Source organism: Streptomyces sp. HM190 (genome assembly GCF_009857135.1).
In the GTDB taxonomy this organism is placed as follows: Bacteria; Actinomycetota; Actinomycetes; order Streptomycetales; family Streptomycetaceae; genus Streptomyces; species Streptomyces heilongjiangensis.
The window spans coordinates 5,029,428-5,053,303 of sequence record NZ_CP047318.1; the positions used below are offsets into that span (position 1 = coordinate 5,029,428).

General features: G+C 71.8%; 20 protein-coding genes. 13 read left to right on the plus strand and 7 right to left on the minus strand.

From position 1 onward, the window contains the following. Positions 1-42 precede the first annotated feature (42 nt). The 5 genes from GSY65_RS21430 (at position 43) to GSY65_RS21450 (ending at position 5,852) form a co-directional block, all read left to right on the plus strand. The gene (locus tag GSY65_RS21430; RefSeq protein ID WP_159771272.1) at positions 43-321 is read left to right on the plus strand and encodes a glutaredoxin family protein; all 279 of its coding nucleotides are present in this window, start codon (positions 43-45) and stop codon (positions 319-321) included. A gap of 317 nt (positions 322-638) precedes the next feature. Next, entirely contained in the window at positions 639-1,394 is a 756-nt protein-coding gene (locus GSY65_RS21435; protein ID WP_159771274.1) for a redox-sensing transcriptional repressor Rex, read from the plus strand. Next, positions 1,391-3,115 carry a glutamyl-tRNA reductase gene (locus GSY65_RS21440; protein WP_159771277.1) on the plus strand — a complete coding sequence of 575 codons (1,725 nt, stop codon included), beginning with the start codon at positions 1,391-1,393 and terminating at the stop codon, positions 3,113-3,115. The genes GSY65_RS21435 and GSY65_RS21440 overlap by 4 nt, the downstream gene beginning before the upstream one ends. After that, on the plus strand, positions 3,112-4,104 hold the full coding sequence (hemC, locus tag GSY65_RS21445) for a hydroxymethylbilane synthase (RefSeq protein WP_159771280.1): 993 nt from the start codon (positions 3,112-3,114) through the stop codon (positions 4,102-4,104). Before GSY65_RS21440 ends, hemC begins: the two co-directional genes overlap by 4 nt. Further along, on the plus strand, positions 4,101-5,852 hold the full coding sequence (locus GSY65_RS21450) for a uroporphyrinogen-III synthase (RefSeq protein WP_159771282.1): 1,752 nt from the start codon (positions 4,101-4,103) through the stop codon (positions 5,850-5,852). Before hemC ends, GSY65_RS21450 begins: the two co-directional genes overlap by 4 nt. A gap of 110 nt (positions 5,853-5,962) precedes the next feature. Here GSY65_RS21450 and GSY65_RS21455 read toward each other — a convergent pair whose 3' ends face one another. Further along, positions 5,963-6,166 carry a DUF397 domain-containing protein gene (locus GSY65_RS21455; RefSeq protein WP_159771285.1) on the minus strand — a complete coding sequence of 68 codons (204 nt, stop codon included), beginning with the start codon at positions 6,164-6,166 and terminating at the stop codon, positions 5,963-5,965. After that, the gene (locus tag GSY65_RS21460) at positions 6,163-6,996 is read right to left on the minus strand and encodes a helix-turn-helix domain-containing protein (protein WP_201452615.1); all 834 of its coding nucleotides are present in this window, start codon (positions 6,994-6,996) and stop codon (positions 6,163-6,165) included. Before GSY65_RS21460 ends, GSY65_RS21455 begins: the two co-directional genes overlap by 4 nt. Before the next feature lie 163 nt (positions 6,997-7,159). On the opposite strand from GSY65_RS21460, the gene GSY65_RS21465 reads away from it, so the two are divergent. Together GSY65_RS21465 and GSY65_RS21470 are read left to right on the plus strand one after the other, a co-directional pair. Continuing rightward, positions 7,160-7,624 (plus strand): ATP-binding protein, encoded by a 465-nt coding sequence (locus tag GSY65_RS21465; RefSeq protein ID WP_159771288.1) that lies wholly within the window; start codon positions 7,160-7,162, stop codon positions 7,622-7,624. 43 nt (positions 7,625-7,667) lie between these two features. Beyond that, positions 7,668-7,880: a hypothetical protein gene (locus GSY65_RS21470; protein ID WP_159771291.1), complete on the plus strand. Its 213-nt coding sequence runs from the start codon at positions 7,668-7,670 to the stop codon at positions 7,878-7,880. Between the two features lie 299 nt (positions 7,881-8,179). Here the strand turns inward: GSY65_RS21470 and GSY65_RS21475 are convergent, their stop codons facing one another. Beyond that, positions 8,180-9,043, minus strand: coding sequence for an immunity 49 family protein (locus GSY65_RS21475; RefSeq protein ID WP_159771294.1), 864 nt, complete (start codon positions 9,041-9,043; stop codon positions 8,180-8,182). Continuing rightward, a complete protein-coding gene (locus GSY65_RS21480) occupies positions 9,040-11,592 on the minus strand; it encodes a hypothetical protein (protein WP_159771297.1) in 2,553 nt (850 codons plus the stop codon). Before GSY65_RS21480 ends, GSY65_RS21475 begins: the two co-directional genes overlap by 4 nt. Positions 11,593-12,104: 512 nt before the next feature. On the opposite strand from GSY65_RS21480, the gene GSY65_RS21485 reads away from it, so the two are divergent. The 3 genes from GSY65_RS21485 to GSY65_RS21495 are packed head-to-tail and all read left to right on the plus strand — an operon-like array spanning position 12,105 to position 15,483. Then, positions 12,105-12,527 (plus strand): hypothetical protein, encoded by a 423-nt coding sequence (locus GSY65_RS21485; protein ID WP_159771300.1) that lies wholly within the window; start codon positions 12,105-12,107, stop codon positions 12,525-12,527. A 5-nt stretch (positions 12,528-12,532) separates the two neighbouring features. Further along, positions 12,533-13,561 carry a hypothetical protein gene (locus GSY65_RS21490; RefSeq protein WP_159771303.1) on the plus strand — a complete coding sequence of 343 codons (1,029 nt, stop codon included), beginning with the start codon at positions 12,533-12,535 and terminating at the stop codon, positions 13,559-13,561. Continuing rightward, complete coding sequence (locus GSY65_RS21495) at positions 13,558-15,483, plus strand: hypothetical protein (RefSeq protein WP_159771306.1); 1,926 nt, start codon at positions 13,558-13,560, stop codon at positions 15,481-15,483. Before GSY65_RS21490 ends, GSY65_RS21495 begins: the two co-directional genes overlap by 4 nt. On the opposite strand, the gene GSY65_RS21500 is transcribed toward GSY65_RS21495, so the two are convergent. Continuing rightward, positions 15,467-17,302, minus strand: a complete 1,836-nt coding sequence (locus GSY65_RS21500; protein WP_159771309.1) for an APC family permease — start codon at positions 17,300-17,302, stop codon at positions 15,467-15,469. The two genes, GSY65_RS21495 and GSY65_RS21500, sit on opposite strands and share 17 nt — an antisense overlap. A 229-nt stretch (positions 17,303-17,531) precedes the next feature. Here GSY65_RS21500 and hemB point away from each other — a divergent pair, with 229 nt between their 5' ends. Beyond that, positions 17,532-18,524, plus strand: a complete 993-nt coding sequence (hemB, locus tag GSY65_RS21505; protein ID WP_159771312.1) for a porphobilinogen synthase — start codon at positions 17,532-17,534, stop codon at positions 18,522-18,524. A gap of 188 nt (positions 18,525-18,712) precedes the next feature. On the opposite strand, the gene GSY65_RS21510 is transcribed toward hemB, so the two are convergent. After that, entirely contained in the window at positions 18,713-19,525 is an 813-nt protein-coding gene (locus GSY65_RS21510; RefSeq protein WP_159771315.1) for a DUF4232 domain-containing protein, read from the minus strand. A 275-nt stretch (positions 19,526-19,800) separates the two neighbouring features. Between GSY65_RS21510 and GSY65_RS21515 the strand changes: the two genes are divergently transcribed. After that, positions 19,801-21,246 (plus strand): helix-turn-helix domain-containing protein, encoded by a 1,446-nt coding sequence (locus GSY65_RS21515; protein WP_159771318.1) that lies wholly within the window; start codon positions 19,801-19,803, stop codon positions 21,244-21,246. A gap of 196 nt (positions 21,247-21,442) precedes the next feature. Here the strand turns inward: GSY65_RS21515 and GSY65_RS21520 are convergent, their stop codons facing one another. Beyond that, positions 21,443-22,375, minus strand: coding sequence for a phosphotransferase family protein (locus tag GSY65_RS21520; protein WP_159771321.1), 933 nt, complete (start codon positions 22,373-22,375; stop codon positions 21,443-21,445). Positions 22,376-22,561: 186 nt separating this feature from the next. Here GSY65_RS21520 and GSY65_RS21525 point away from each other — a divergent pair, with 186 nt between their 5' ends. Next, positions 22,562-23,803 (plus strand): aminotransferase-like domain-containing protein, encoded by a 1,242-nt coding sequence (locus tag GSY65_RS21525; RefSeq protein WP_159776230.1) that lies wholly within the window; start codon positions 22,562-22,564, stop codon positions 23,801-23,803. The last annotated feature ends 73 nt before the right edge of the window (positions 23,804-23,876 follow it).

Sequence of the window (23,876 nt, forward strand, 5' to 3'; positions counted from 1 at the left end):
CGGAGGCGGAGGCGGCGCGTCCGGCGCTGCGACAATGGCGGCATGAGTGCCATGTTTCGGAGACGGTCGCGTGAGCCGGGGGAGCGAATCGTCACACTGATCGGCAAGCCAGGGTGTCATCTGTGCGACGACGCGCAGTCGGTGATCGAGAAGGTGTGCGGGGAGCTCGGGGTGCCCTGGGAGAAGCAGGACATCACCCAGGACGAGGAGCTGCACCGCGCGTACTGGGAGCAGATCCCGGTCGTGCTGGTGGACGGCGCGCAGCACACGTTCTGGCGGGTGGACGAGGCGCGTCTGCGCAAAGCCCTTACACAGATGTGACTGACCGACCAGTCCAAGTGGTCCAGAAAGTCGCTTAGGATCGACGGGCTGATTGGTCTCGGGGGCGGGATTCGTGAGGAGAGTGTGCGGTTTTGCCCCCGTGGAGCAAGGCGCCGGGCTGGGTGTCGCGTGAGGAACGAAGGCACGTGGGTGTCGGTTCCACGCGCGCCCGTCGAGCGCGCGTGACCCCGGTCACGTTGGCCGGGCAAATCGGACACCATCTTTGTGCACGCGTTCACAAAGACATAGCCTGCTTTGCACGGGGCGGTCTGGGGACGCATGACCGCCCGCAGCCCCGCTCTACCCGCAGGAGCACCGTGGCAACTGGCCGAACTCACCGACCGGCGACCCGCAGCCGAGGGATTCCCGAGGCCACCGTCGCCAGGCTTCCGCTGTACCTCCGTGCCCTGACCGCGCTGTCGGAGCGCTCGGTACCCACCGTTTCATCCGAGGAACTGGCGGCCGCGGCGGGGGTCAACTCCGCGAAGCTCCGCAAGGACTTCTCGTACCTGGGCTCGTACGGGACGCGGGGCGTCGGCTACGACGTCGAGTACCTCGTCTACCAGATCTCCCGTGAGCTGGGTCTCACGCAGGACTGGCCGGTCGTGATCGTCGGTATCGGTAACCTCGGCGCCGCCCTGGCCAACTACGGCGGGTTCGCCTCCCGTGGGTTCCGGGTCGCCGCGCTGATAGACGCCGACCCGGCGATGGCGGGCAAGCCGGTCGCGGGCATCCCGGTCCAGCACACGGACGAGCTGGAAAAGATCATCGACGACAACGGCGTCTCCATCGGTGTGATCGCGACGCCCGCCGGCGCCGCCCAGCAGGTGTGCGACCGGCTCGTCGCCGCCGGGGTCACCTCCATCCTGAACTTCGCGCCCACCGTGCTGTCCGTGCCGGACGGTGTCGACGTGCGCAAGGTCGATCTCTCGATCGAGCTGCAGATCCTCGCCTTCCACGAGCAGCGCAAGGCCGGCGAGGAGGCCGCGGGTGAGCCCGGGGCCGTACCGCTGGCTCCCAAGGAGTCCGGGAAGGGACCCGACGGGGATGTCCCCGCCGTGATGCCGGCATGAGTCTCCTGGTCGTCGGGCTGAGTCACCGCAGCGCTCCGGTGAGTGTGCTGGAGCGGGCCGCGCTGTCCCTGGACGCGCAGGTCAAGTTGCTCCAGGACACGGTCGCCGCCGAGCCGGCCGCCGAGGCCGCCGTGCTCGCCACCTGCAACCGCATCGAGCTGTACGCCGACGTGGACAAGTTCCACGCCGGTGTGGCCGAGCTGTCCACGCTGCTCGCCCAGCACGGCGGGGTGGGGCTCGACGAGCTGACGCCGTACCTGTACGTGCACTACGAGGACCGGGCCGTCCACCATCTGTTCTCGGTGGCCTGCGGGCTGGACTCCATGGTCGTCGGCGAGGGGCAGATCCTCGGCCAGATCAAGGACTCGCTGGCCCGTGCGCAGGAGCTGCACACCGCCGGGCGGCTGCTGAACGACCTGTTCCAGCAGGCCCTCAGGGTCGGCAAGCGGGCGCACTCCGAGACCGGGATCGACCGGGCCGGGCAGTCGCTGGTGACCTTCGGTCTGGAGCAGTTCACCGCCGGTGGCGCCGTCGAGGCGTGGGCCCGGGGCAAGCGGGCCGTCGTGATCGGCGCCGGGTCGATGTCGTCGCTGGCCGCCGCGACGCTGGCGCGGGCCGGAGTCGCCGAGATCGTGGTCGCCAACCGGACGTACGACCGGGCCGAGCGGCTCGCGCAGATCCTCGGCGAGCAGGGCGAAAAGGGCGAAACGGACGTGCTGGCCCGCGCGGTACCGATGGAATCGGTGCCTTCCGAGCTGACACGTGCCGATGTCGTCGTCTCCTGCACCGGTGCGACGGGCCTGGTCCTGACCGCCGACGCCGTCGCCGCCGCCATCGAGGGACGGGTGCCCGCGGGCACGGCCGCCGCCGGACACGACCACCGCGCGGACGCGCGGGACGACATACGGCCCGTGCTGCCGCCGATGTCGCCGGGCACCGACGACGACTGCCCGCTCGACCTCCCCGCCGTCCAGGGCGGCGGCTTCTCCGTGCACGGCGAGGCCGCGGTCGCCGGGATGGACGCGGCGACGCTGGAGCAGCACGCGGCCTGGGTCGACAACGCGACCGTCGACCGGCGCACCGCCGCCCGCCGTACGCCCGCCGCCGACGCCGAGCTGATCGCCGCGCTCGCCGCGACCTTCGCCGTCACCGGCCGGATCACCGAACTGCGCCGGCCCGAGCCGGTCGCCGAGGCGCCCCGGCCCGAGCCCGTGCTCGCGCTGCTGGACCTGGCCATGCCGCGGGACATCGACGCGGCCGCGCACCGGCTGCCCGGCATCCGCCTGGTCGACATCGAGTCCCTCGCCGAGGCGTCCGCCGACGCGCCGATGGCCGCCGACGTGGACATGGTGCGGAGGATCGTTTCGGACGAGGTGGCCGCCTTCGGCGCCGCCCAGCGGGCCGCGCACATCACCCCCACCGTCGTGGCGCTGCGCGCCATGGCCGCCGATGTCGTCGCGAGCGAGATCGCCCGCCTGGAGGGCCGGCTGCCCGGCCTCGACGACCGGCACCGCGGCGAGATCACCCAGACCGTGCGGCGCGTCGTCGACAAGCTGCTGCACGCGCCGACCGTACGGGTCAAGCAGCTCGCGGCCGAACCCGGCGGCGCCGGGTACGCGGACGCGCTGCGGACCCTGTTCGACCTGGACCAGGAGACGGTCGCCGCCGTGTCCCGGGCCGATGACAGCCAAGAGAACGCCGAGAACCGAGGGCGATCATGAGTGAGCAGGCACGTGAGGCGCCCCAGCGGCCGGCTGGTGGGACGCTGCGGCTCGGGACCAGGCGGAGCAAGCTCGCCCTGGCCCAGTCCGGGCTGGTGGCGGACGCGGTCCGGCAGGTGACCGGGCGGCCCGTCGAGCTCGTGGAGATCACGACGTACGGCGACGTCTCGCGCGAGCACCTGGCGCAGATCGGTGGCACGGGCGTCTTCGTCGCCGCGCTGCGGGAGGCGCTGCTGCGCGGCGACGTCGACTTCGCCGTGCACTCGCTCAAGGATCTGCCGACCGCGCAGCCCGCCGAGCTGGCACTGGCCGCCGTGCCGGTGCGCGAGGACGCGCGGGACGTGCTGGTCGCCCGTGACGGCCTCACCTTCGCCCAGCTGCCGGAGGGCGCCCGCGTGGGCACCGGCTCGCCGCGGCGGATGGCCCAGCTGAACGCGTACGCGCGCAGCCACGGCCTGACGATCGAGACGGTGCCGATCCGCGGGAACGTAGACACCCGGATCGGATACGTGCGGAAGGGTGAGCTGGACGCCGTCGTGCTGGCCGCCGCCGGACTGAACCGGATCGGCCGGATCGACGAGGTGACCGACTTCCTGTCGGTCGACACCGTTCTGCCCGCCCCCGGCCAGGGGGCACTGGCGATCGAATGCGGCGCGGACAACGCCTCGCTGGTCGCCGCGCTCGGCGAACTCGACGACCCGTACACACGGGCCGCCGTGACCGCCGAGCGGTCCCTGCTCGCCGCCCTGGAGGCCGGTTGCAGCGCACCTGTGGGCGCGTTCGCCGACCTTCTGGCCGACGGGCAGACTGTCAAGGAGATGCGCCTGCGCGGCGTCGTCGGCACCACCGACGGCTCGACGCTGGTGCAGCTGTCCACCACCGGTCCCGTGCCCGGGACGTACGACCAGGCAATGGCGCTCGGCCGTGAACTCGCGGCCGAGATGCTCGCCAAGGGCGCGGCCGGTCTGATGGGGGAGCGAGCACATTGAGCCCCACCACCCTTTCCGCCGGTCCGGACCACGGTCACGTCACCTTCCTCGGTGCCGGACCCGGGGATCCGGGACTTCTGACCCTGCGCGCCGTGGAGGCGCTGGCGAACGCGGACGTCCTCGTCGCCGAGCACGACGTGCTCGACGTGGTGCGCGCGCATGCCCGTCCGGGCGTCGCCGTACTGGACACCGACACGGGCCCGCCGTCGCCCGCTGCCGTGACGTCCTCGGCCTCTTCCGCGGCTACTTCAGCGGATACGTTTTCGGGCACAGGCACGCCTCAGCTGACGGTTGTTGACGGCGCGTCGACAACCGTTGGTGCACCCGCTGTGCGGGATGCGGCACATCTTGTCATGGAGGCTGCGCGGGGCGGCAAGCGGGTCGTCCGTGCGGTGTCCGGGGACCCCGGCCTGGACACCTACGCCACCGGCGAGATGCTGGCGTGCGCCGCCGCGGGCGTGCCGTTCGAGGTGGTGCCCGGTGTGGCGGCCGCCGTGGGCGTGCCCGCCTACGCGGGTGTGCCGCTGCGGGACGCGCAGGGCGCGGACGTGCGCTTCGTGGACGCGCGCACGGCGTCCGAGCGGTGCTGGACGGAGGTCGGCGCGTCCGACGGGACCGTGGTGGTCTCGGCGACGCTGGAGACCGTGGCCGCCGCCGCCGGCGAACTGGTCGCGGCCGGCCGCAAGCCCGACACGCCGCTGACCGTCACCGTCGCCGGTACGACGACCCGGCAGCGGACCTGGACCGCCACGCTCGGCACGATCGCGCAGGTGCTGAAGCAGGCCAAGGTGCTGCCCTCGCCGGAGGGCGGCCGGCCGGTGATAGCCGTGGTCGGTGAGCGTTCCGCCGCGGCCCAGCGCGACCAGTTGTCGTGGTTCGAGAGCAAGCCGCTGTTCGGCTGGCGGGTCCTGGTGCCGCGCACCAAGGAGCAGGCCGCCTCGCTCTCCGACCAGCTGCGGTCCTACGGGGCCGTGCCGCACGAGGTGCCGACGATCGCCGTCGAGCCGCCGCGCACCCCGCAGCAGATGGAGCGCGCGGTCAAGGGCCTGGTGACCGGGCGGTACGAGTGGATCGCCTTCACCTCGGTGAACGCGGTCAAGGCCGTGCGGGAGAAGTTCGAGGAGTACGGGCTCGACGCCCGTGCCTTCGCGGGGATCAAGGTCGCCGCGGTGGGCGAGCAGACCGCCAGGGCGCTCGTCGCCTTCGGTGTGAAGCCGGACCTCGTGCCGAGCGGTGAGCAGTCCGCGGCCGGGCTGCTGGAGGACTGGCCGCCGTACGACCCCGTCTTCGACCCGATCGACCGGGTGTTCCTGCCGCGGGCCGACATCGCCACCGAGACGCTGGTCGCCGGGCTGATCGAACTCGGGTGGGAGGTCGACGACGTGACCGCCTACCGGACCGTGCGGGCCTCGCCGCCGCCGGCGGAGACCCGTGAGGCGATCAAGGGCGGTGGCTTCGACGCCGTGCTGTTCACGTCGTCGTCCACGGTGCGGAACCTGGTCGGCATCGCCGGCAAGCCGCACAACGTGACGGTGATCGCCTGTATCGGGCCCGCGACGGCGAAGACCGCCGAGGAGCACGGGCTGCGGGTGGACGTGATGGCTCCCGAGCCGTCCGTGCACAAGCTGGCCGAGGCGCTCGCGGACTTCGGGATGCGGCGGCGCGCGGCCGCGGTCGAGGCGGGCGATCCCGTGACGCGGCCGAGCGAGCGGCGGCCGGGGGCACGGCGGAGGCGCAGCACGACCTGAGCGGGTTGGCCGGTCGTGCGGGGCGTACGGGTCGTACGGGTCGTACGGGAGGGGCGGCGGGTCTTGGGACCGCCGCCCCGCCGTCTTGTGTGTCTTCCGCGGTCGCGCTGTCAGTGGCCGGAGGCGTAGGGGAGGAACGTCGCCCAGGCGGTGGGGGTGAGGGCGAGGCGGGGGCCTCGGGGGTTCTTCGAGTCGCGGACGAGGATGGTGGCGGGGGTGGTGGCGACTTCGAGGCAGGAGGGAGTGTCGGCGCCGCTGTGGCTGCTCTTTATCCACTCCAGCGACGTCTCGTTCCCGTCGGGCTTGCGGATCATGTGTCTCCCAGCAGTTTCTCGATGAAGGCCAGCGACTCGTGGGGCGTGAGAGCCTGTGACCGGATGGTCCCATAGCGGATATCGAGGATCTGAACAAGTTTCGGCTCGGTGATCGCACGGCTGATGAGCTGGACTTCGTTGTAACCCACGGTGGAGCCGTCGTTGAGTCTGAGCACTCGGAACGGGCCGTCGACCCCGGCGTTTCCCTCACGTCCCAGCGGCATTACCTGTACGTCGACGTTCCGCAACTCCCCCAGGTGCAAGAGCCGTTGGAGCTGCCTGCGCATCACCATCTTGCCCCCGTAGGGGCGTCGCAGTGTCGACTCGCACTGGACAAAGCTGAGAACGGGAAGGGTTGTGGGGCTCTCGATGATTTCCTGTCGTGCCAGGCGCGCGGCGACCCTCTGCTCCAGCTCGTCCTCCTTGAAGGGCGGCCGTCGTGAGCCGAACACCGCGCGGGCGTACTCCTCTGTCTGAAGCAGCCCGTCGATGACCGAGTTGTTGTAGGAGCAGATCTCGACGGCCTCGGCCTCCAGTCGCTTCACGTCCCGCACCTTCTTCGGATACCGGACCTCCGCCAAGTCCCGCTTCATCGCGATGATCTTGCCGTTCGCGCCCAGCGCCCCGTCCGCCCGGTCCAGGTACTCCGGCCGGGGGATCCGCCGCCCCCGCTCCACCGAGGAGACCTGCTCCTCCCCGTACCCGATCGCCGCCCCGAACTCCGCCTGGGTGAGACCCGCCGCCTCGCGCCACAGCTTCAGCTGGCGGGCAACCGTCTTCATCACCGCCCCGGCCTCGTCGTCCTCCGGCCCCGCGTCCCAGTCGCCCACGTCGTCCGCCGCCTTCCGTCACGCCACCACTCGCCCAACTCCGTCGCCCGCGTCGCGTCACCCCGGTGCGGCCCGGACAACGGTCGGCACGCACCCGGACAGCCACTCTCCGCACGGGCGCCGTCCCTTCACAGGCTATGCACGCGCAACCACTCTGTGTGACATGAGCGATCGGATCACCCGAACCAGCAGTTCCGTTACCGCGCCCTCCGCGCCCGCCGCCGTTGCCGACCCGCCCCACCGGTTCTCGGTACCGCTGTCCGCCACGCGTCGCGGAGCCCGCCTGGCCAGACTTCTGGCCACGGAGCAACTGCGCTCGTGGGGGCTGCCGTTGGATCCCGCGCGGCTCGTCGTCGCCGAGCTCGCCGCCAACGCGGCCTCCCATGGCCGGGTCCTCGGCCGGAGCTTTCGCCTCGCGCTCGAAGTCACTCCGCCCGGCGTGCTGCGTATCGAAGTGACCGACTCCCGGGGTGATCGTCTGCCCGTGCGTGCGCCGGTGGCCGGTGGCGCCCCGGCCGAAGGCGGCTACGGGCTGTGGCTCGTGGAGGAGCTGGCGGATCGGTGGGGTGTCGTGGCCGGGCCGGTGCCGTCCAAGACCGTCTGGGCCGAGCTGGATCTCAGGCGCTGAAGTAGCTTCGGTGGGGCGTCAGCGGCGTCAGTACTCTGACCGTATGGCCGACCTCTGCGCAGTCGACGTCTCCCTGAACCTGGCGGCTACGGTGCCGGACGCGGTGCTCTCCGAGTTGCGCCGACACCTCGGCCATGAGGATGGTGACGGTCTGGCCGACGAGTCCGACGACCACCCCGTCTGGGCCGCCCGCGGTCCCGCCAGGCGCATCGGCGGTGTCCTGGTCGGCGAGCTGATCAGAACGGACCAGGGCTGAGCCTTGACGGTCCGTCAAGAAGTGCATGCCGAATCCATGGCGCAGATCGACGCCTTGATCGAAGTGTTGGCATTCCACTCCGCTACGGAAGGCGTTATCGGCCAGATCCGGTTCTACGAGGACGAGATTCCCGATCTGCTTCTCAGCAGGTCCGGAAAACTGGTGAGGGTATCCCTGAGCCGGCTGCCGGAAGACGAAGCTCTGACGATTTCGCGCCTGGTTGGCGGTGTCGCCAACGGTCGGCTCACAGTCGACCTCGTCTCCGAACGAAGCCGCCCTGACAGCGCCTCGGGTGGGCATCACGTCTCGAACTCGCCCACCCAGGAACGCTCCAGCAGGTGCTTGGGGAGGTACTCGGACTCGACATTGATGGGCATGCCCGCGTCGTAGGCGAGGCAGGCGACCGCGAGGGGGCCGAGGGCGACGGTTCCGCTGATGGACTCCCGTCGGTCCTTGTCCGCGTTCCAGTACTCCTTGTGCAGCCGTAGCGCCTGGACGAGTGTGGCGTTGAACTGCTCCTCGTCACGCTTGAGGAACTGCAGGAACAGGTCGAGCGGTGGATAGAGGAGCTTCAGCATCAGCTCGCGGGGAGCGACCCGGAGCCGGTCCGGGTCGGTGCCATGGAAGGCCGCGGTGAACTTGTCGCCGAGGTCGGGGCGTTCCATCCAGTAGGCCTGCAACGCGTCGACCCAGTGGTAAACGTACTCGTCGTACACCGCGCCGGAGGCGCGCAGCAGATCGATCGGCACGTCGCAGAGCCGCGTCATCCGTTCCTGGTCACGGCAGACGATCGCCAGCCAGAACGCACTAATCCAGTTTCCCGCGTCGGTGAAATGCTGCGCGCCGATGGCCGGAATCGTGCGCTTCTCATGCGCAATCTGGCACTCCACCGATTCCTCCGCGGTCGTGGCCGCCGCGAACAGGGCGGAGCCGACCTGCATCGCCGCCACCCAGGCTTCCCAGGTCTCGGACTTGTCGGCGGTGGGATCGTGGAGACAGTGCAACTGCGCGGCGCTCAACGCACTGCTGAAGGTCAGGCCGAAGCCCTCGGGATACTCTGAAAGTTCCTCGACATCCTCAAGCAGGCCCCGATCACTTGACTCGATGAAGCTCGTCGGATCCTCGGAGGGTGGTTCGTCCTCGCGCGGCACGTGTGTGGTCATCGGCTGCTCCCGGGATTACTGATGTTGAACTGCTCCATGTCGTAGCCAGCATATTTGCCGTCCGGTGTGGCGTCCGCCTTGACCAGTACGTAATCCACCCTATCCCTGACGAGAGCCTTCCGGAGATCTCTCGCAAGCTTCATTTCCTCGGCATCTTTCGCTTTTCTTGCCCTTTCCTGCATTTGGTCCAGGATTGTTTCGAAGTATTCTCGAGTTCCCTGCTGGACTCTGTTGCCGAGATAGCTTGTACGTTCGCCGATTCTTGCCTTGAGTGACCCCTTGGCCTCAACGACAACAAAGCTTCCGTCCGGTTTCTGATAGATCTGATCGAACCGGTTGTTCCCGAAGGCCCCGTCGTCCACGCGCCGTGCTCCCGGATAGCGCTCCGGTATGGCGTGGTACTCCGCGACCCGCTCACCGAACAACTCGCTCTGCTTGAGCATGTCGCCGTGCAACGGGGAGTGCGCGGCCTCGGCGGCGTCCATCGCCGCCTCCGCCTCGGCGGTTCGGTGCTTCAGGTACTCCTTCTCGGCGGCGGTCAGCGTCTTCTCGGCCGCCTTGTCGGCCACGATGGCGTCGCGGCGCGAGGCCGCCCATTCGTCGAGACGTTCCAGCACACCGCTGTCGACACTCGTCCGGACCCCCGTCCCGTGCGGATTGGGGTCCAGGTAGCGTGCCTGGATCGCGGGCGGAAGATCGCTCTTGGAGATCCACTTGGCGGGGTCCGCCGGATCGCGGACCAGAATGGGCAGACGCTGTCCGAACACCTCGACCGAGGCGGACCTGCGGTAACCGTTGGAGCGGTAATGGTCCTTGAACCAGCGCGGATCGTTGTTGGCGAGGTCCACGTGCCGTTGCATGACGGCACGCGGGTCCGACGGGTCGGCACGTCCCGGATGCGGCTCGCCTCCGCCAGCGGCTCCTTCGTCCGTCCTGCCGCCTGCGGCCGCCTCGTCGCCGAGTCCCCCCGTCTCGTCACCGGATCGCCCCAGACCGTCGAGCCAGCCGGACCCGCCCAAACCACCTGACTGGTGTGGCAGTCCGTTGCCGCCCCGCCCGCCGCCCGTGGTGATGCCGTCTCCCCCACGGCCGACTGCCTCGGCACCGTCCCCCACGCGGGACCCGACTGCCGTGGTCTCCCGTACGCCCGCCGGCTCCCGCGTGGGCTCCCCTCGCCCGACGGTCTCCCCGGCGCGCTGCTCCGCCGTCCGTTCGTGCCGGATGGCGTCCAAGGACTCCCGTACCGTCCCGTCCGCGTTGTGCATGACCAGGGTCTTGGTGTCGAGGTAGACGACCTCGCCCTCGGGGGTGGTCATGCGGACGGAGTTCTCGGGCGTGAGACCGGCGGGGAGATCGTCGGCGATGTTCGGGGTGTCGGCTATCCGATACGTGCCTTCGCCGAGCCTGATGTGCGTGCCGTTCGTGATCCCCCGCAGCCCGGCCATGACGTCACCGATCTTCACGGCGGTCCCGCCGATGCCCTTCGCGATGTACGTCATCGGGTCGACGATCCGCCCCGCCCTGCCCGCGAAGGAGAGGGCCTTCGCGATCGCACCGGCCTTGCCGGTCGCCGCCACCGCGCCTCCCGTCCCACCCGTGAAAACGGTGGTGAGGACGTTGAAGGTGACGGCCCCGGCGGCGCGTGAGGGGTTCTTGCCCCACTCGTCGTACGCGATGAGGGCCTTGCCGGTCTCCACGACCGCCGTACGGGAGTCACGCAGCCATGAGGGGAGTCTGTCGGCCGGGGTCAGCCAGTACGCGGCGCCGAGCGGCGTTCCCGTGATCAGGACGCCGGTGGCGAGCTTGCCGAGGCCGACCCAGGCCTGTCCGGCCGCGTCCCAGCCGTTGAAGCCGACCAGTGTGCCCAGGCCCTTGATCGTGCCCCACACGCCGTCCACGACGAAGCCGACCGTGAAGTCCCAGGCGTGCTCGTGGAAGTAGTACCAGGGGTTGGACTCCTCGACAGGGTCCCCCCACGGCAGACCTCCGGCATTGTTGAGGTCCTCGCCCCGGTAGCCGTACATGTTCTCTTTGCCGGAGCCGTCGTCGACGACGAGCGGATCCCCGCCGACCAGTGCGACGATCTTGTTGTGGCAGGCCCGCTCGGCGGCCTGGAAGGCGGACCAGGCCGCGTTCACCGCGTTGCGGCGGGCCGTGTTCTCGTCGATGAGGTCGCCGTCCGCCACCCAGTCGTCGTCGTCCGCGACGCGCCGTTCGAACGCCGCCGCCTCCTCGCGGAGCGTGTTGAGCCGGTCGACCAGGGGGCGGACCTCGGCCGCGTAGTCGAGCAGTGCCTTGGAGACCGTGCCCAGCTCGGTGTGCAGGTCGTTGCCGGCCGACGCGACCGGCGCCGTCGTCGCGAAGAGCTGGTCGGCCTCGGGGGCCTTGTAGAAAGGTTCCAGCAGGTTGAAGTTGGCGTCGATCAGCAGACCCGCCGCACCGATCGCCATGCCGTCGAACGCGATGTCCCCGGCGTCGGTCTCCAGTTGCTCCAGATTCCCGGTGAACTCCGGTATCTCGGCCGAGACAACGGGCCTGTCCTCGCTCACGCCTACCCCCGTGGACGCCCTCGCGGATTCGTTCGCAGGTCACTGCCCTCAAGTGGGGCCCCTGACCGCACGTCTGACGCTCCGACGTATGAACGTGTGAGGAGCAGTCAGTCGATCATTTGTACCAAAATTGCGATCGCGATCCCATGCACTTCTGGCCAAAGCCTGCCCCTCGGGGGTACCCGGCCCCACCCGCGACCCTCAAGGACTTCGCGCAGTGCTCCGTCCCGATGAGCTTCCGCCAGCCGGCGGGCACATGGTGCCGGGACTGCCGGGCCGAGCGCGACCGTCGTACCGCCGAGGTGGAAGCCGTCTCCGGGCGGGCGGTCTGAGCGCCCGGCGGGAAGCCCTTCGCGGGTCGTCAGGGGCGAGGAAGGCACCCGTACGCGAGGAGGCGGCGTCCAGGGGGCGTGAGAAGGTCGGGGCGTGCGTCAGTTCGCCCTCGCGGAGGTGGTGTTCGCGCTGGCAGAGTGGACGTGTACCGCGCGGGCCGACGGGGGAGGCACGGGAGCATGACAGCGATGATCTCGGTGAAGGTCGAGGGGCCGGTCGGGCTGGACGAGCCCCAGGAGCTCCTGGAGGAGCTGGGGCGGGAGACGGGGCTCGACTGGCGGCTGGAGAGGGTCGGGCAGAAGGGCACGCTGGGCGGCGACCTCGCCTACTCGCTGCTGGAGGCGCTGCTGGAGGGCGCGGTGGGAGCCGCCATGGGGGTCGCCGCGCAGCGGGCGGTCGACACCTGGCGGGGGCGGCGGCTCGACCCGCCGACGGTCACCATCATCGTCCAGACGCAGACGCAGACGCAGACGCAGACGCAGACGCCAGAGGGCGCTGGGGGTACGGGCACGCCCGATCCGCCGCAGGACCCCGCGCCGCCGCAGCGTCCCGGTGACGACGCCGGTGGTGCCGTGGGGCCCGCCACCCCCGAAGGGAGCTGACGGGCATGGCCTCGCGTGCCCTGGTGATCGGCGTCGGGTCGTACGACGACGACTCCGGTATAGACGGGTATCCGACGATCGAGGCGAGCGCCCGCGCGTACGGGGCGGCGCTGGCACGGGACCCGCAGTGGGGCGCGGATGCCGGGGACCCGGTCCTCGCGCCGGAGCGGACCCGGACCGCGGACGGGGTGATGCGCGCCCTCCACGACGCGGCCGCCGCCGGGGAGGGCCCCCAGGACACCCTGCTCGTGGTGTACGTCGGGCACGGCGCCTACTGGCAGGACGTGCCCGGCGGCCAGGTGCACTTCGCGGTCGGCTCGTCCCGGATCAACGAACCCTGGACCTGGCTGTCCGCCTGGTACGTGTACCGGGCGATCAGGAAGAGCCGGGCCGGCCTCAAGGTACTGATCGCCGACTGCTGCTACTCCAACATGCTGCCCCACCTGGGTGCCGAGTCCGTGCTGCCGGGTGCCCTCGGCACCCGCCACCAGGGCACCTGCGTCCTCACGGCGGTCGGCGGCACCGTCCACAACGCCTGGGCCGACGCCTGCGCCAACCTCCCGAGCCCCCTCGACACCTGCACCCCCTTCAGCGGGCACCTGCTGAACGTCCTCGGCGAGGGCATGCCCGACCACCCCGACGACCTCACGCTCGGGGCGCTCCGCGCCGGGATCGACGAGAGCATGCAGGGCTGCGGGGTCCACCACGCGCCCCGGATGCTGCTGAACGACGCCTCCGAGGCGGCCACCCTGTTCACCAACCACGCCAAGGGCCGACGGCCCCGGGCACGCGTCCTCGACACCGTGGACGGCTGGGTCCGTGAGCTGCTCCTCAACGGGGAGCGCAACCTTCCCGACCTGATGCGCCGCCCCGACCTCGCGGGCCGGGTCGTCGTCCGGCTGAAGGCGGGCGACGAGCAGAGCCGTGAACTGGCCCACCGGGTGGACCGGCGGGCCGCCGAACTCCTGCCCGACCCGGTCGACTTCGTCCGGTACTGGGGCGAGATCGAACCCGCGATGCTGGGCGGCGGATGAGCGGCACGCACGGCCGGGGGACCGGCCGCCGGACCGAGCACCTGTTCCAGCCGGACCTCGCCGAGTCGCTCAACGAGGCGTACGCCTGGGTGACACGGATCCAGGTCGCCCAGTTCGTGGGCATCCTGAGCCGGATGCGGGAGGAGCACCGCGAGGCCATGGCCATGCGGGCCCTGCACGCCTTCGCGCTGCGCCGCCCCGTCGACGAACTGGTCCGGCTCGCCGACCACTTCGACGGGCGGGACGCCGTGATGCTGATGGCGACGGCGGCCCTGTCCCGGCCGGTCGGCGAGGCGGCCGAGCTGGCGCTGATGCAGTACGAGGCGGAGTCGGGCGGCGAGCGCGCCCCGATCACCGCGAGCATCGTGCACGACGTGGCCTGCCAGCGCACCGCGTTCGACGTGGCGGTGTTCGTGCGGGTCCTGGAGCGGCGGCGGCCGATCCTCGCCCAGCGCACGGTGCAGGTGTTCGCGAGCCCCGGCTCCGGTCGCACCAACCTCGACAAGGCGCTGCTGCACACCGCGCTGCGCGACGAGGGCTGCCACCGCGAGGCCGACCGGCTTCTCGGGCTGACCCTGCGGGCGATCGCCGACAGCCCGCCGGGCGCCGCCGGGCCGGACGGGGCGGCCGAGGCAGGCGGTGCAGGCGGGGCGGCCGAGGAGGACGAGGAGATGGCCGACCTCGCGGGCGCCTTCCAGCACCTCAGCCCCGTCGGGCGGGTCCTGGAACGCTGGGTCGACGAGCGGCTGAACGGCTCCGACGCCACGGAGGTGCAGCGCACCAGGGAACTGGTGGCGCGGCTGATCGCCCGGCGCGGCGCCGGACACGACGCTCTCGCCGAGCACATCGGCCGCACCGCGCAGCCCCGCCACGTGGTCAAGCTGTGCGCGCTGCTCGCCAGGGGCGACTCGGCGTCCCCCGCCAAGTGCGCCCTGGTACGGCGGTACGCCGCCGCGCGCACGAACGTGCAGGAGCTGGCCGTGATGGTGACGTTCTGGCACAAGGAGCCCGCCCTGACGCGCACGACCCGTGAGCTGCTGGCGGACATCGTGGCGGGTGCCGAGGGCTTGGCGGCCGGTCCCCACGACGCGGCGGCCCATCCCCACGATGGTGCGGCCGGTCCCCATGATGGTGCGTCGCGTACCCATGATGGTGCGTTGGGGCGTGACAACTCCGCCGCGGGTACTGAAGATTCCGCGGCGGGCGCCGCCGATTCCGCGGCGCGTGCCGGTGTTTCCGCGGCGCGTGCCGGTGGTCCGGCGGCGGGTGCCGAGGGCTCGGGGGTGGTGGTGCCCCGTACGGTGGAGGAGTTGACGCGGCTGGACGAGTGGCTGTCGGTGGAGGACGCCGACCCGCAGTGTTCCCGGATGCTGCGCCAGGTGGCCGCCGTCCATGAGGAGGGGCGGTCCGGCGCCGACCTGGTGACCCTGCTGGGGCGGATCGTCCGCAGCGGGGACCGGACCCGCGCCGCCGACACGCTGGGGCGCCGGCTCGCCATGGCCGTGATGCGGCCGGACGCCGACCGCGACCGGTTCGTGGACTGCCTGCGCGCCCTGCATGTCGCCCGGTACCCCGTCGCCGTGCGCGCCGCGTGCCGTGAACTGTCCGACCCCACACACGCGTTGACGGTCGACGCCGCACTCGTCGCCGACATCTCAGGCCGGCTGCACCGCGCCGGGCTGCACAAGGTCGCCTGGACCCTGCTCGAACGGCTCCTGGAGAACGAGCAGTTGGTGACCCCGGCCGATGTGGTCGAGGTCGTCGGCGGGGTCCTCGCGCTGCCGCTGCCGGACGCGGAACTGCTGCTGCGCGCCACCGTGGGCCGCTGGTCCGACGTCGGTCACCGCGACGACGCGGTGACCGCGCTGCGGGACGCCGGGCGGCGCGAGGCGGCGGAGTGGGTCATCAAGTCCTTGCGGTGACCGCTGCCTTGGGCTCCGGCTCCCTCTCGCGCCGGGGACCGGGCAGGGTCGGCGGCACGGCGTTCATGTAGCGGCGGCAGGCCGTGACCAGCAGGGGGAAGAGGACGGCCGCGGAAAGGGCGGCCACGGGCAGGGTCACCAGGCCCACGTCCCTGAACCTCTCGTCCAGGGCGTCCCGCACCCCGGTGCACAGCACGAGCACCGCCAGATGGGTGAGGAAGAGCAGCGCCGGCCGTCGGGCGGGGTCGTCGGGACGCGCGAAGCGGGAGACGTGGTCCCGGGCGTCGTAGCGGCGCAGCAGACGTCCCAGGAAGGGCAGGTCGAGCCGGGCCAGCCGGGGCAGCCCGAGCAGCAGGGCCGAGCCCACCGCCACGGCCGCCATACCCCGCCACACCTTGCCCCACCCGGCCTCGTGGATCACCACGGCGATCGCGACGAACGCGGTGGAGGAGAGCACCAGGTGCAGCACCCGGCGGGCGCCCGGGAACCCCGGCGGCTTCAACGCCACCAGGACCACGCCCGGCATGGCGTACACCACCAGCGCGGGCACGCTGTTGAGCGCGACCAGGTCCTCCCAGCTGCCCCTGACCAGCAGCAGCATCACCAGGCCGATGGTGAAGTTGACCAGCAGGATCATCCAGAACGCGTCGATCTCGGCCCCCCGGAACCGGAACGACGCCCGCCGGGCCGTCTGCAGCCCCCGGTGGGTGAGGTGGGCGCGGCTGAGGGCGGCGACCTCGCGGGTCAGGGCGTGGGTGAAGACGATCCCGGATCCCATGGGGGACAGCACCGCGTTCAGCCGGATCAGCCAGACCAGCCACATCCCGCCCAGGGCCGTGGCGAACTGGGCGTACGGGGACGCCAGCATGTTGCCGGTCAGCTCACCGCAGAGCCCGCCGAAGACCCACTGGAGCGCCGTGTACAGCACGAACGCGCCGACGAGGGTGCCGTACACCGCCCACCGCAGCCGGGCGGCCTCGCCCCGGCCGCGCCGCTTGACGTTGCCCGCGAAGTCCAGCGGGGCCTGGAAGCCGATGTACGCGTAGATGATGCTGCCGCCCAGCACCATGTACAGGAAGTGCTGGAGCTCCGGGCGTCCGGCCCGCTCCTGGAGCGCCGCCCTGCTGTTCTCCCGCCCGCTGAGGTACCAGACGTCCTCCGGCGCACAGGTGTGCGCGGTGTCGAGCGCGTAGCGCCACAGGCAGACGACGATCAGCACCGGGATCAGCACCTTCACCACGGTGACGACGAGGTTCAGCCGGATCAGCCGGCGCTGCGGCAGCAGGTTGACGGCCATGATCAGCGCCAGGAACGCCACCGCGCACAGCAGACCGCTGGTCGACAGGTCGTAGGGCCGGGGCACGCTCCGGTCGAGTCCGCCGGCCTGCGCCAGCTGGTTCCCGTTCTCCAGCAGCCACGGGTACGCGTACGCCAGCCCGCGGACCATGGCCGCCGCCTCGCTCGCCGGGTTCGCCGCGTAGACGATCCACAGGCCGGTGGCCACGACGGTGGCGACGAGCGGCCCGGCGGCCTGGAGCGGCAGGAAGATCAGCCCGCCGGTCTTGGGGACGGCGATGCCCAGTTCGACCATCACGGCGGCGATCAGCAGCATCAGCGCCCCGCCGGCCACCCACCCCCATATGGCGTCCGCGCCGAGCCCCCAGAAGGCGGGCCCCGCCGCCAGCAGCCACCCGGAGCCCACCACACCCCCGGCGGCCAGGCCGACCAGGTCGAGCGTGGACAGACGGCGTCGCTCGTCCGCGGCCTCCGCCGTGTTCTCACACGCGAGGTCCCGCTCCCCCGTACGACCCAACGTCATCCCCCTCTGACCTGAGTACCGGCACGAAGTGCCCTCCTCGCAGGTTACGCACGCGTGGACACACCGGGTGAGCGGAATGCCGCGATCGTCATCGCGCGGGGGCACGGATCGTTACCGTGCGGGGCGCCGATCGTTACCGCGCGGGCCGCCGATCGTCACCGGGCGGAGCGGCGGCGGCGCCGACGGTACGTCGGTAAAGGGGGTACCGGGGCGGGCGTAGCGTAGAGGCATGTCGACGTACGGATCCTTTCCCGGTACGCGGCCGCGGCGGCTGCGCACCTCCCCCGTGATGCGCCGGATGGTCGCCGAGACGCGGCTGCACCCGGCGGACTTCATCCTTCCCGCGTTCGTCCGGGAGGGGGTCGGCGAGCCGGTGCCGATCGCCGCGATGCCGGGGGTCGTGCAGCACACGCGCGACAGTCTGAAGAAGGCCGCTGTCGAGGCCGTCGAGGCCGGGGTCTCCGGGATCATGCTGTTCGGGGTGCCGGAGGACGCCAAGAAGGACGCCCTGGGCACACCGGGCACGGACCCGGACGGGATCCTCCAGGTCGCGCTCCGCGACGTACGCGCCGAGGTCGGTGACGAACTGCTGGTGATGTCGGACCTGTGCCTCGACGAGACCACGGACCACGGGCACTGCGGGGTGCTGGACGCCGAGGGCCGTGTCGACAACGACGCCACGCTGGAGCGGTACGCCGAGATGGCGCAGGTGCAGGCCGACGCCGGTGCGCACGTGGTCGGGCCCAGCGGCATGATGGACGGCCAGATCGGCGTGATCCGTGACGCCCTCGACCAGATCGGGCGGGAGGACGTGGCGATCCTCGCCTACACCGCGAAGTACGCGTCCGCGTTCTACGGGCCCTTCCGCGAGGCCGTCGCCTCCTCGCTCCGGGGGGACCGCAAGACCTACCAGCAGGACCCCGCCAACGTCCGCGAGTCGCTGCGGGAGTTGGCCCTCGACCTGGAGGAGGGCGCCGACATGGTGATGGTGAAGCCGGCCGGCCCCTACCTCGACATCGTGGCCAAGGTCGCGGACGCCGTGGACGTGCCGGTCGCCGCGTACCAGATCTCCGGTGAGTACTCGATGGTCGAGGCCGCCGCCGAGAAGGGCTGGATCGACCGGGAGCGGGCGATCCTGGAGACGCTGACCGGCATCAAGCGGGCCGGCGCGCAGAACATCCTCACCTACTGGGCCGTCGAGGCCGCCCGGATGGTGCGCTGAGGGACGGAGTCCCGCAGCGGTGGGGCGGCCCCGGCCGACGCGACGCGCGTCGGCCGGGGCCGCTCGGCGTCCGGGGGCGCAGTGGCTGGTGATCAGTGACCGGCGCCCTGCGATGCGCGACGCGTGACTTGTGCTGCGCGACGCGTTGTTCGCTGTTCGTGAGCCGTGCGCTGTGAGCTGTCGCCGCGTCAGTACATGAGGGCGTCGTCGATCGTCGACTGCCAGTAGGTGACGGCCAGGGTGCTGTCGTAGTGGACGCCCTTGGCGGGGAGGGACGGGGACGCGGTGGCGCCGCCGTCGCTGCCCGGGTTCCTGCCCTGGAAGCGGATGGTGACCTTCCTGGCGGTGGCGCCGTTCTCCCCGCTGCCGTCGGCGGCGGAGAGCAGGACGCCCGCGTAGCCGGACTCACCGGGCGCGAGGGTCACCACGGCCTGCGGCTGGGACTCCTCCACGATCCGCGGGGCCCACTGCACCTGGTCGAAGCGGACGGTCGGGTAGTAGTACAGGTCGCAGACCTTCGAGCCGGTGTTCTTGACCGTGATGAGCATGTGGTTGAGGGGGCGGGCGACCGGCTGCATGGTCACGGCGGTGTTCGACCCGTTGCAGGTCACCCGGTTCGCGGGGTCGAACGGGTCTCCGCCCTTCCGTGACGCCTGGTCCACGGCGCCCTTGCCCTGACCCGCGCTCCGGCCGCCCTGCGGGCCCCCGGCCGCGGAGTTCTCGGCGTCCGTCCGCCCGTCCGGGGACGTCTTGGTGCCGCCGGTGCCGGTGCCGGTGCCGGCACCGGTGCGAGCGCCGCTGTCCGTGCCCTTGTCCGCGTCCGTCTGCCGGGAGCCCTCCGCAGCCGACAGCGAGGGGTGCGCGGAGCCCTCGTCCTTCGTGCCCGTGCCGTCGCCGCACGCGGTGAGGGAGAGCGCCGCGAGGGCCGCTCCGGCCGCCCCGACGAGCAGACGGGAGCGGCGGGAGACGCGGGCGGTGCGGGCGGTGCGGTACGTACGCATGACGGAGTCCCTTTCGGACAAAGCCGGTGGAGCAGGCTGAGAACCAGTGGTCGAACGCGCGCCGCTCTACCGGACTTTCGGGAGCGGCGTGTTTGGATGACCAGAGCGTGCGGGGTGATCCGTCCCGGCCGCCACATCCGGCGGACGATCAGGGACGCTGGAATGCTCCCGACGCCTGTGACCTGGGCGAACATCCCTTCCCTGGAACGCGGAACGGGACGCCGGTGACGTGAGGGGACGGAGAGAACGTGTCGGGGAGCGGTGCCGGGAACGGCATGGCGGCTGGATTCGCGGAACAACTGCGGGAGTTGAAGGAGCGCTCCGGGCTGAGCTACGGGGCGCTCGCCAAGCGGCTCCACATGAGTACGTCGACGCTGCACCGGTACTGCAACGGGGACGCCGTACCGACGGACTACGCGCCCGTGGAGCGGCTGGCCCGCCTCTGCAGGGCCACCCCCGCAGAACTGGTCGAGCTGCACCGCAAGTGGGTGCTCGCGGACGCGACGCGCGGACGCAAGGGCGGCGACCCGGTCGCGCAGGGAACGCCGGTTCCGGCGGACGAGCCGGCGGAGGAGCCGACGCAGGCGTCGACGGAGGCCGTGCCCCCGTCCGAAGCCGCCGTGTCCGCCGGGGCCGCCGGGGCCGCGAGGGCCGAGGAGACGGTCGTCGAGGACGGGGTCGTCCAGAGTGGGGTCGTCGAGGGCGGGCCGGACGCCCCGCCGCTCCGTGCGGTGCCCCGTCCGCGGGGGCGGGCCCGGGTCGCCCTGGTCGCGGCTGTGGCCGTCGCCGCCCTGGTCGGTGCCGTCACGCTCGCGGTGAGCCTGCCGTCGGACGAGCCCGGGGGTGACGGCGGTCGCCGCTCCCTCGCGGACGCGCCCGCCGGTGACGTGGCGGGGCGGGAGAAGGACTCCCCACCGTCGTCCACCACCTCGCCCTCGCCCTCCGGGAGCGAAGAGCCGGACGGGAAGGGCGCGAAGGACGGCAGGGGCGCGAAGGACGGCAGGGAAGCGCAGGGCGACGGCAAGGGGGCGCCCGCGTCCGCCGGTGCGGCCTCCCCGACGGGTTCCGGCGCGGGCGGCGGCGACTCCGCGTCCCTCGACCCGCCGCTGTCCGTGAAGGCGGAGCCGTACACCTGGGAGAGCCCGTGCTCCCAGCGGTACCTGGTGAACCGGCCGCCCACGGACGTCGACGAGCCGCCGTCGGAGCAGGACGCGGCCTCCTGGGTGGCGAGGAACGGGGCGGTCTCGTCGGGCGGGCAGTACCTGACGCTCACCGTCCAGGGCACCGGCGAGGAGACGGTCGTCGTGAACAGCCTCACGGTCCGCACGGTCGCCAAACGGCAGCCCCTGCCGTGGAACGACTACGTCATGGGGTACCCCGGTGTCGGGTGCGGGGCCGGGGTGCCGACCCGGTCGTTCACGGTCGCCCTCGACGCCGCGCGGCCCGTCGTCAGCCCCGCGGCCGGGAGCAGGGACTTCCCCTACTCCGTCAGCGAGTCCGACCCGGAGGTGTACTTCGTCGAGGCCGACGCGTCGGTCTACGACGTCAGCTGGTACCTGGAGGTCAAGTGGACCTCCGGCTCCCGCAGCGGCACGCTGACGGTGGGGGACGACGGCAAGCCGTTCCGCACCAGCGGCAACAACGGGCGCCCGGCCTACGAGTACCCGCTGAACGGGAAGACGTGGGTGAGGGAGGGCACGACGCTCGGCGGCGACAGCTGAACCGACCGGGCGGGGGGCGGTTCGACGAGGGCGCGCCGCCGCCTCCCGCGCTGGAGCCGCACACGCTCGCCGCGCTGGACGACATCGACAAGGTCCGCCACCGGGACACCGACGACGTCACCGACGCGGGCTCAACGTGTACGCGGCCACCGGCGGGAAGGGCCGGCGGCCGCCCGCCCCACCGCCTCCGTTCGGCTCAGCCCCCCGTGCCGAACCAGGTCTCCGCCAGGGCGTCGAGGTCGTTGCGGGGCGGGGCCGGGAGCCGGCGCAGGTACCAGTTCAGGTCGCTGTAGACGTGCAGGAGGGTGTACGCCATCAGTTCCCGCGGATCGAACGGGGGTTGACCGTACGCCTCGTAGAAGACCTTGAGGAGGGTCGGGTCGGCGGCGGTCAGGAACAGGCCGACGCTGACGAAGTCGTACGCCGGAGCGCCGATCATGGCGGGCTCGAAGTCGAACAGTCCGGTCAGGCGCCAGCCGTCGTGCGGGTCGACGGTGAGGTGCTCGCGCATCAGCTCGGTGTGGAGCAGCACCGGCCGGGCCGGGGCGGGCAGCGGCACCGAGCGCAGGAAGTCGGGGATCTGTTCCAGCCACGGTTCCGGCAGGCCCCCGGCGGCGTGCTGCTCGACCGCGGACGCCCGCTGACCGGCCAGGAACCGCGACCAGTCGGGCGGACCGACCACGGTGGACACCGGGCCCGGATCCAGGGCGTGCAGGGCGGCCAGGCACTCGGCGGTCTCCGCGACGATCCGCTCCTGGTCCGCCCTCGGGACGCGCGGCCACGCCTCGTTGAGGTCCTCGCCGGGCAGCCGGGACATCAGGACGTAGCGCCAGCCGTTCTTGTACTGGTCGGCTGCCTGCAACCGGGGGGTGGGGATCGGCAGCCGCCCCCACAGGTGGGACAGCAGCCGGGCCTCCCGTACGGCTTCCGACGCCTCGAAACCGGGATAGAGCTTCAGGACGAGGGAGTCGCCGACCGCGTACACCGGCAACGAACCCTCGGGGAATCGCACGATTCGCGCGCCTGCGAGACCGAGTTGAGCACAGAGATCCTGCGCGGCCGGTCGCAGCAGTGCCTCGTCACCGACGACTTCTTCGAGTTCGTCGTTCGTGTCCACGCTGGGCAGCATGCGCGCAGCCTAGGGGGTACGGGGGCGCGTCCGCATGGCGAAACCGGTGAATGTAAGGGGCATGCATCTCTCTAGAGTGAGCGGTGGGCGGGGGTGGAACCGCCCTGAATATGCCACTACGGGTGTGGGGTGGGCGCTGTGGATGCTGCACGGGTCATGAACGACGCGGGATTTGTCGGGGGTTCGATGGTTCCGGGCGAAGTGCGCACCGGGTGGGAGGGGGCCGCAGCGGCGCCCGTGCCGGCCCTCGCCGGGCGCGTCACCACCGTCGGGGGTTCCCCCGTACGGGACATCCTCGCCGTCACCTCACGGCCCGAAGTCGTCAACTTCGCGGGCGGTCTGCCCGCCCCGGAGCTGTTCGACATCGAGGGGATGGCGGCGGCCTACCGGGACGTGCTCGCCCATGCGGCCGGACGCGCGCTGCAGTACGCGACGACCGAGGGCGAGCCGGTGCTCCGCGAGGCGCTCGCCGCCCGGTACGGCGCGCGCGGGCTGCCCACCGACCCCGACGGGCTGCTCGTCACCACCGGTTCGCAGCAGGCGCTGTCGCTGCTCGCCACCGCGCTCCTCGAACCGGGCGACGTCGTCCTCGTCGAGGACCCCTGCTACCTGGCCGCGCTCCAGGCGTTCCGGCTCGCGGGGGCCCGGGTGCTGGCGGTCCCCGGCGACGGGGACGGCGTCGACCCCGACGCGCTGGCCGAACTGGTCACGCGGACCCGGCCCAAGCTCTTCTACACCGTGCCCACCTTCCAGAACCCCACCGGGCGCACCCTGCCGGCCGAACGGCGCGCGGCCGTCGCCGCCGTCGCCGCCCGGCACGGACTGTGGATCGTCGAGGACGACCCGTACGGTGAACTCCGCTTCGAGGGGGAGCGGGTGCCGTGGATCGCCGCCTGTCCCGGTGCCGAGGACCGTACGGCGCTGCTCGGCTCCTTCTCCAAGGTGATGGCGCCCGGCATGCGGCTCGGCTGGCTGCGGGCACCGGCCCCGCTGCGGCGGGCCTGCGCGGTCGCCAAGCAGGCGGCCGACCTGCACACCCCGACCGTCAACCAGCTCGCCGCGGCGCGCTACCTGGCCGACCGGGACCTCGACGCCCACGTGGGCCGCGTCGCGGCGGCGTACCGTGAGCGCCGCGACGCGATGCTCGCCGGGCTCGCGGGCGCCCTGCCGGAGGGCTCCGTCTGGAACCGCCCCGAGGGCGGCATGTTCCTCTGGGCGCGCCTGCCCGCCGGCTACGACACGACGGCACTGCTGCCGCGGGTGGTCGGGCATGACGTCGCGTACGTGCCGGGGGCGCCCTTCTACGCGGGCGAACCCGACCGTTCGACGATGCGGTTGTGCTTCGTGACGCAGGGGCCGGGGGAGATCCGGGAAGGGCTGCGGAGGCTGGGGGAGGGGTTGGCGGAGGGGCTGGGGGGCGTCCGGTAGCCCGGGGGCTCGTTGCTCGTTGCTCGTTCGGCGGGTGCGGGTGGGGAGGCTCGCGCAGTCCCCACCCGCCCGC

What these genes read in the sequence shown, in the direction of transcription:
- GSY65_RS21430 (WP_159771272.1), top strand. Translation starts at nt 43, where the DNA reads ATGAGTGCCATGTTTCGGAGACGGTCGCGTGAGCCGGGGGAGCGAATC.
- GSY65_RS21440 (WP_159771277.1), top strand. Translation starts at nt 1,391, where the DNA reads ATGAGTCTCCTGGTCGTCGGGCTGAGTCACCGCAGCGCTCCGGTGAGT.
- hemC (WP_159771280.1), top strand. Translation starts at nt 3,112, where the DNA reads ATGAGTGAGCAGGCACGTGAGGCGCCCCAGCGGCCGGCTGGTGGGACG.
- GSY65_RS21455 (WP_159771285.1), bottom strand. Translation starts at nt 6,166, where the DNA reads ATGATCCGCAAGCCCGACGGGAACGAGACGTCGCTGGAGTGGATAAAG.
- GSY65_RS21465 (WP_159771288.1), top strand. Translation starts at nt 7,160, where the DNA reads ATGAGCGATCGGATCACCCGAACCAGCAGTTCCGTTACCGCGCCCTCC.
- GSY65_RS21470 (WP_159771291.1), top strand. Translation starts at nt 7,668, where the DNA reads ATGGCCGACCTCTGCGCAGTCGACGTCTCCCTGAACCTGGCGGCTACG.
- GSY65_RS21475 (WP_159771294.1), bottom strand. Translation starts at nt 9,043, where the DNA reads ATGACCACACACGTGCCGCGCGAGGACGAACCACCCTCCGAGGATCCG.
- GSY65_RS21485 (WP_159771300.1), top strand. Translation starts at nt 12,105, where the DNA reads ATGACAGCGATGATCTCGGTGAAGGTCGAGGGGCCGGTCGGGCTGGAC.
- GSY65_RS21490 (WP_159771303.1), top strand. Translation starts at nt 12,533, where the DNA reads ATGGCCTCGCGTGCCCTGGTGATCGGCGTCGGGTCGTACGACGACGAC.
- GSY65_RS21495 (WP_159771306.1), top strand. Translation starts at nt 13,558, where the DNA reads ATGAGCGGCACGCACGGCCGGGGGACCGGCCGCCGGACCGAGCACCTG.
- GSY65_RS21500 (WP_159771309.1), bottom strand. Translation starts at nt 17,302, where the DNA reads ATGACGTTGGGTCGTACGGGGGAGCGGGACCTCGCGTGTGAGAACACG.
- hemB (WP_159771312.1), top strand. Translation starts at nt 17,532, where the DNA reads ATGTCGACGTACGGATCCTTTCCCGGTACGCGGCCGCGGCGGCTGCGC.
- GSY65_RS21510 (WP_159771315.1), bottom strand. Translation starts at nt 19,525, where the DNA reads ATGCGTACGTACCGCACCGCCCGCACCGCCCGCGTCTCCCGCCGCTCC.
- GSY65_RS21515 (WP_159771318.1), top strand. Translation starts at nt 19,801, where the DNA reads ATGGCGGCTGGATTCGCGGAACAACTGCGGGAGTTGAAGGAGCGCTCC.
- GSY65_RS21520 (WP_159771321.1), bottom strand. Translation starts at nt 22,375, where the DNA reads ATGCTGCCCAGCGTGGACACGAACGACGAACTCGAAGAAGTCGTCGGT.
- GSY65_RS21525 (WP_159776230.1), top strand. Translation starts at nt 22,562, where the DNA reads ATGGTTCCGGGCGAAGTGCGCACCGGGTGGGAGGGGGCCGCAGCGGCG.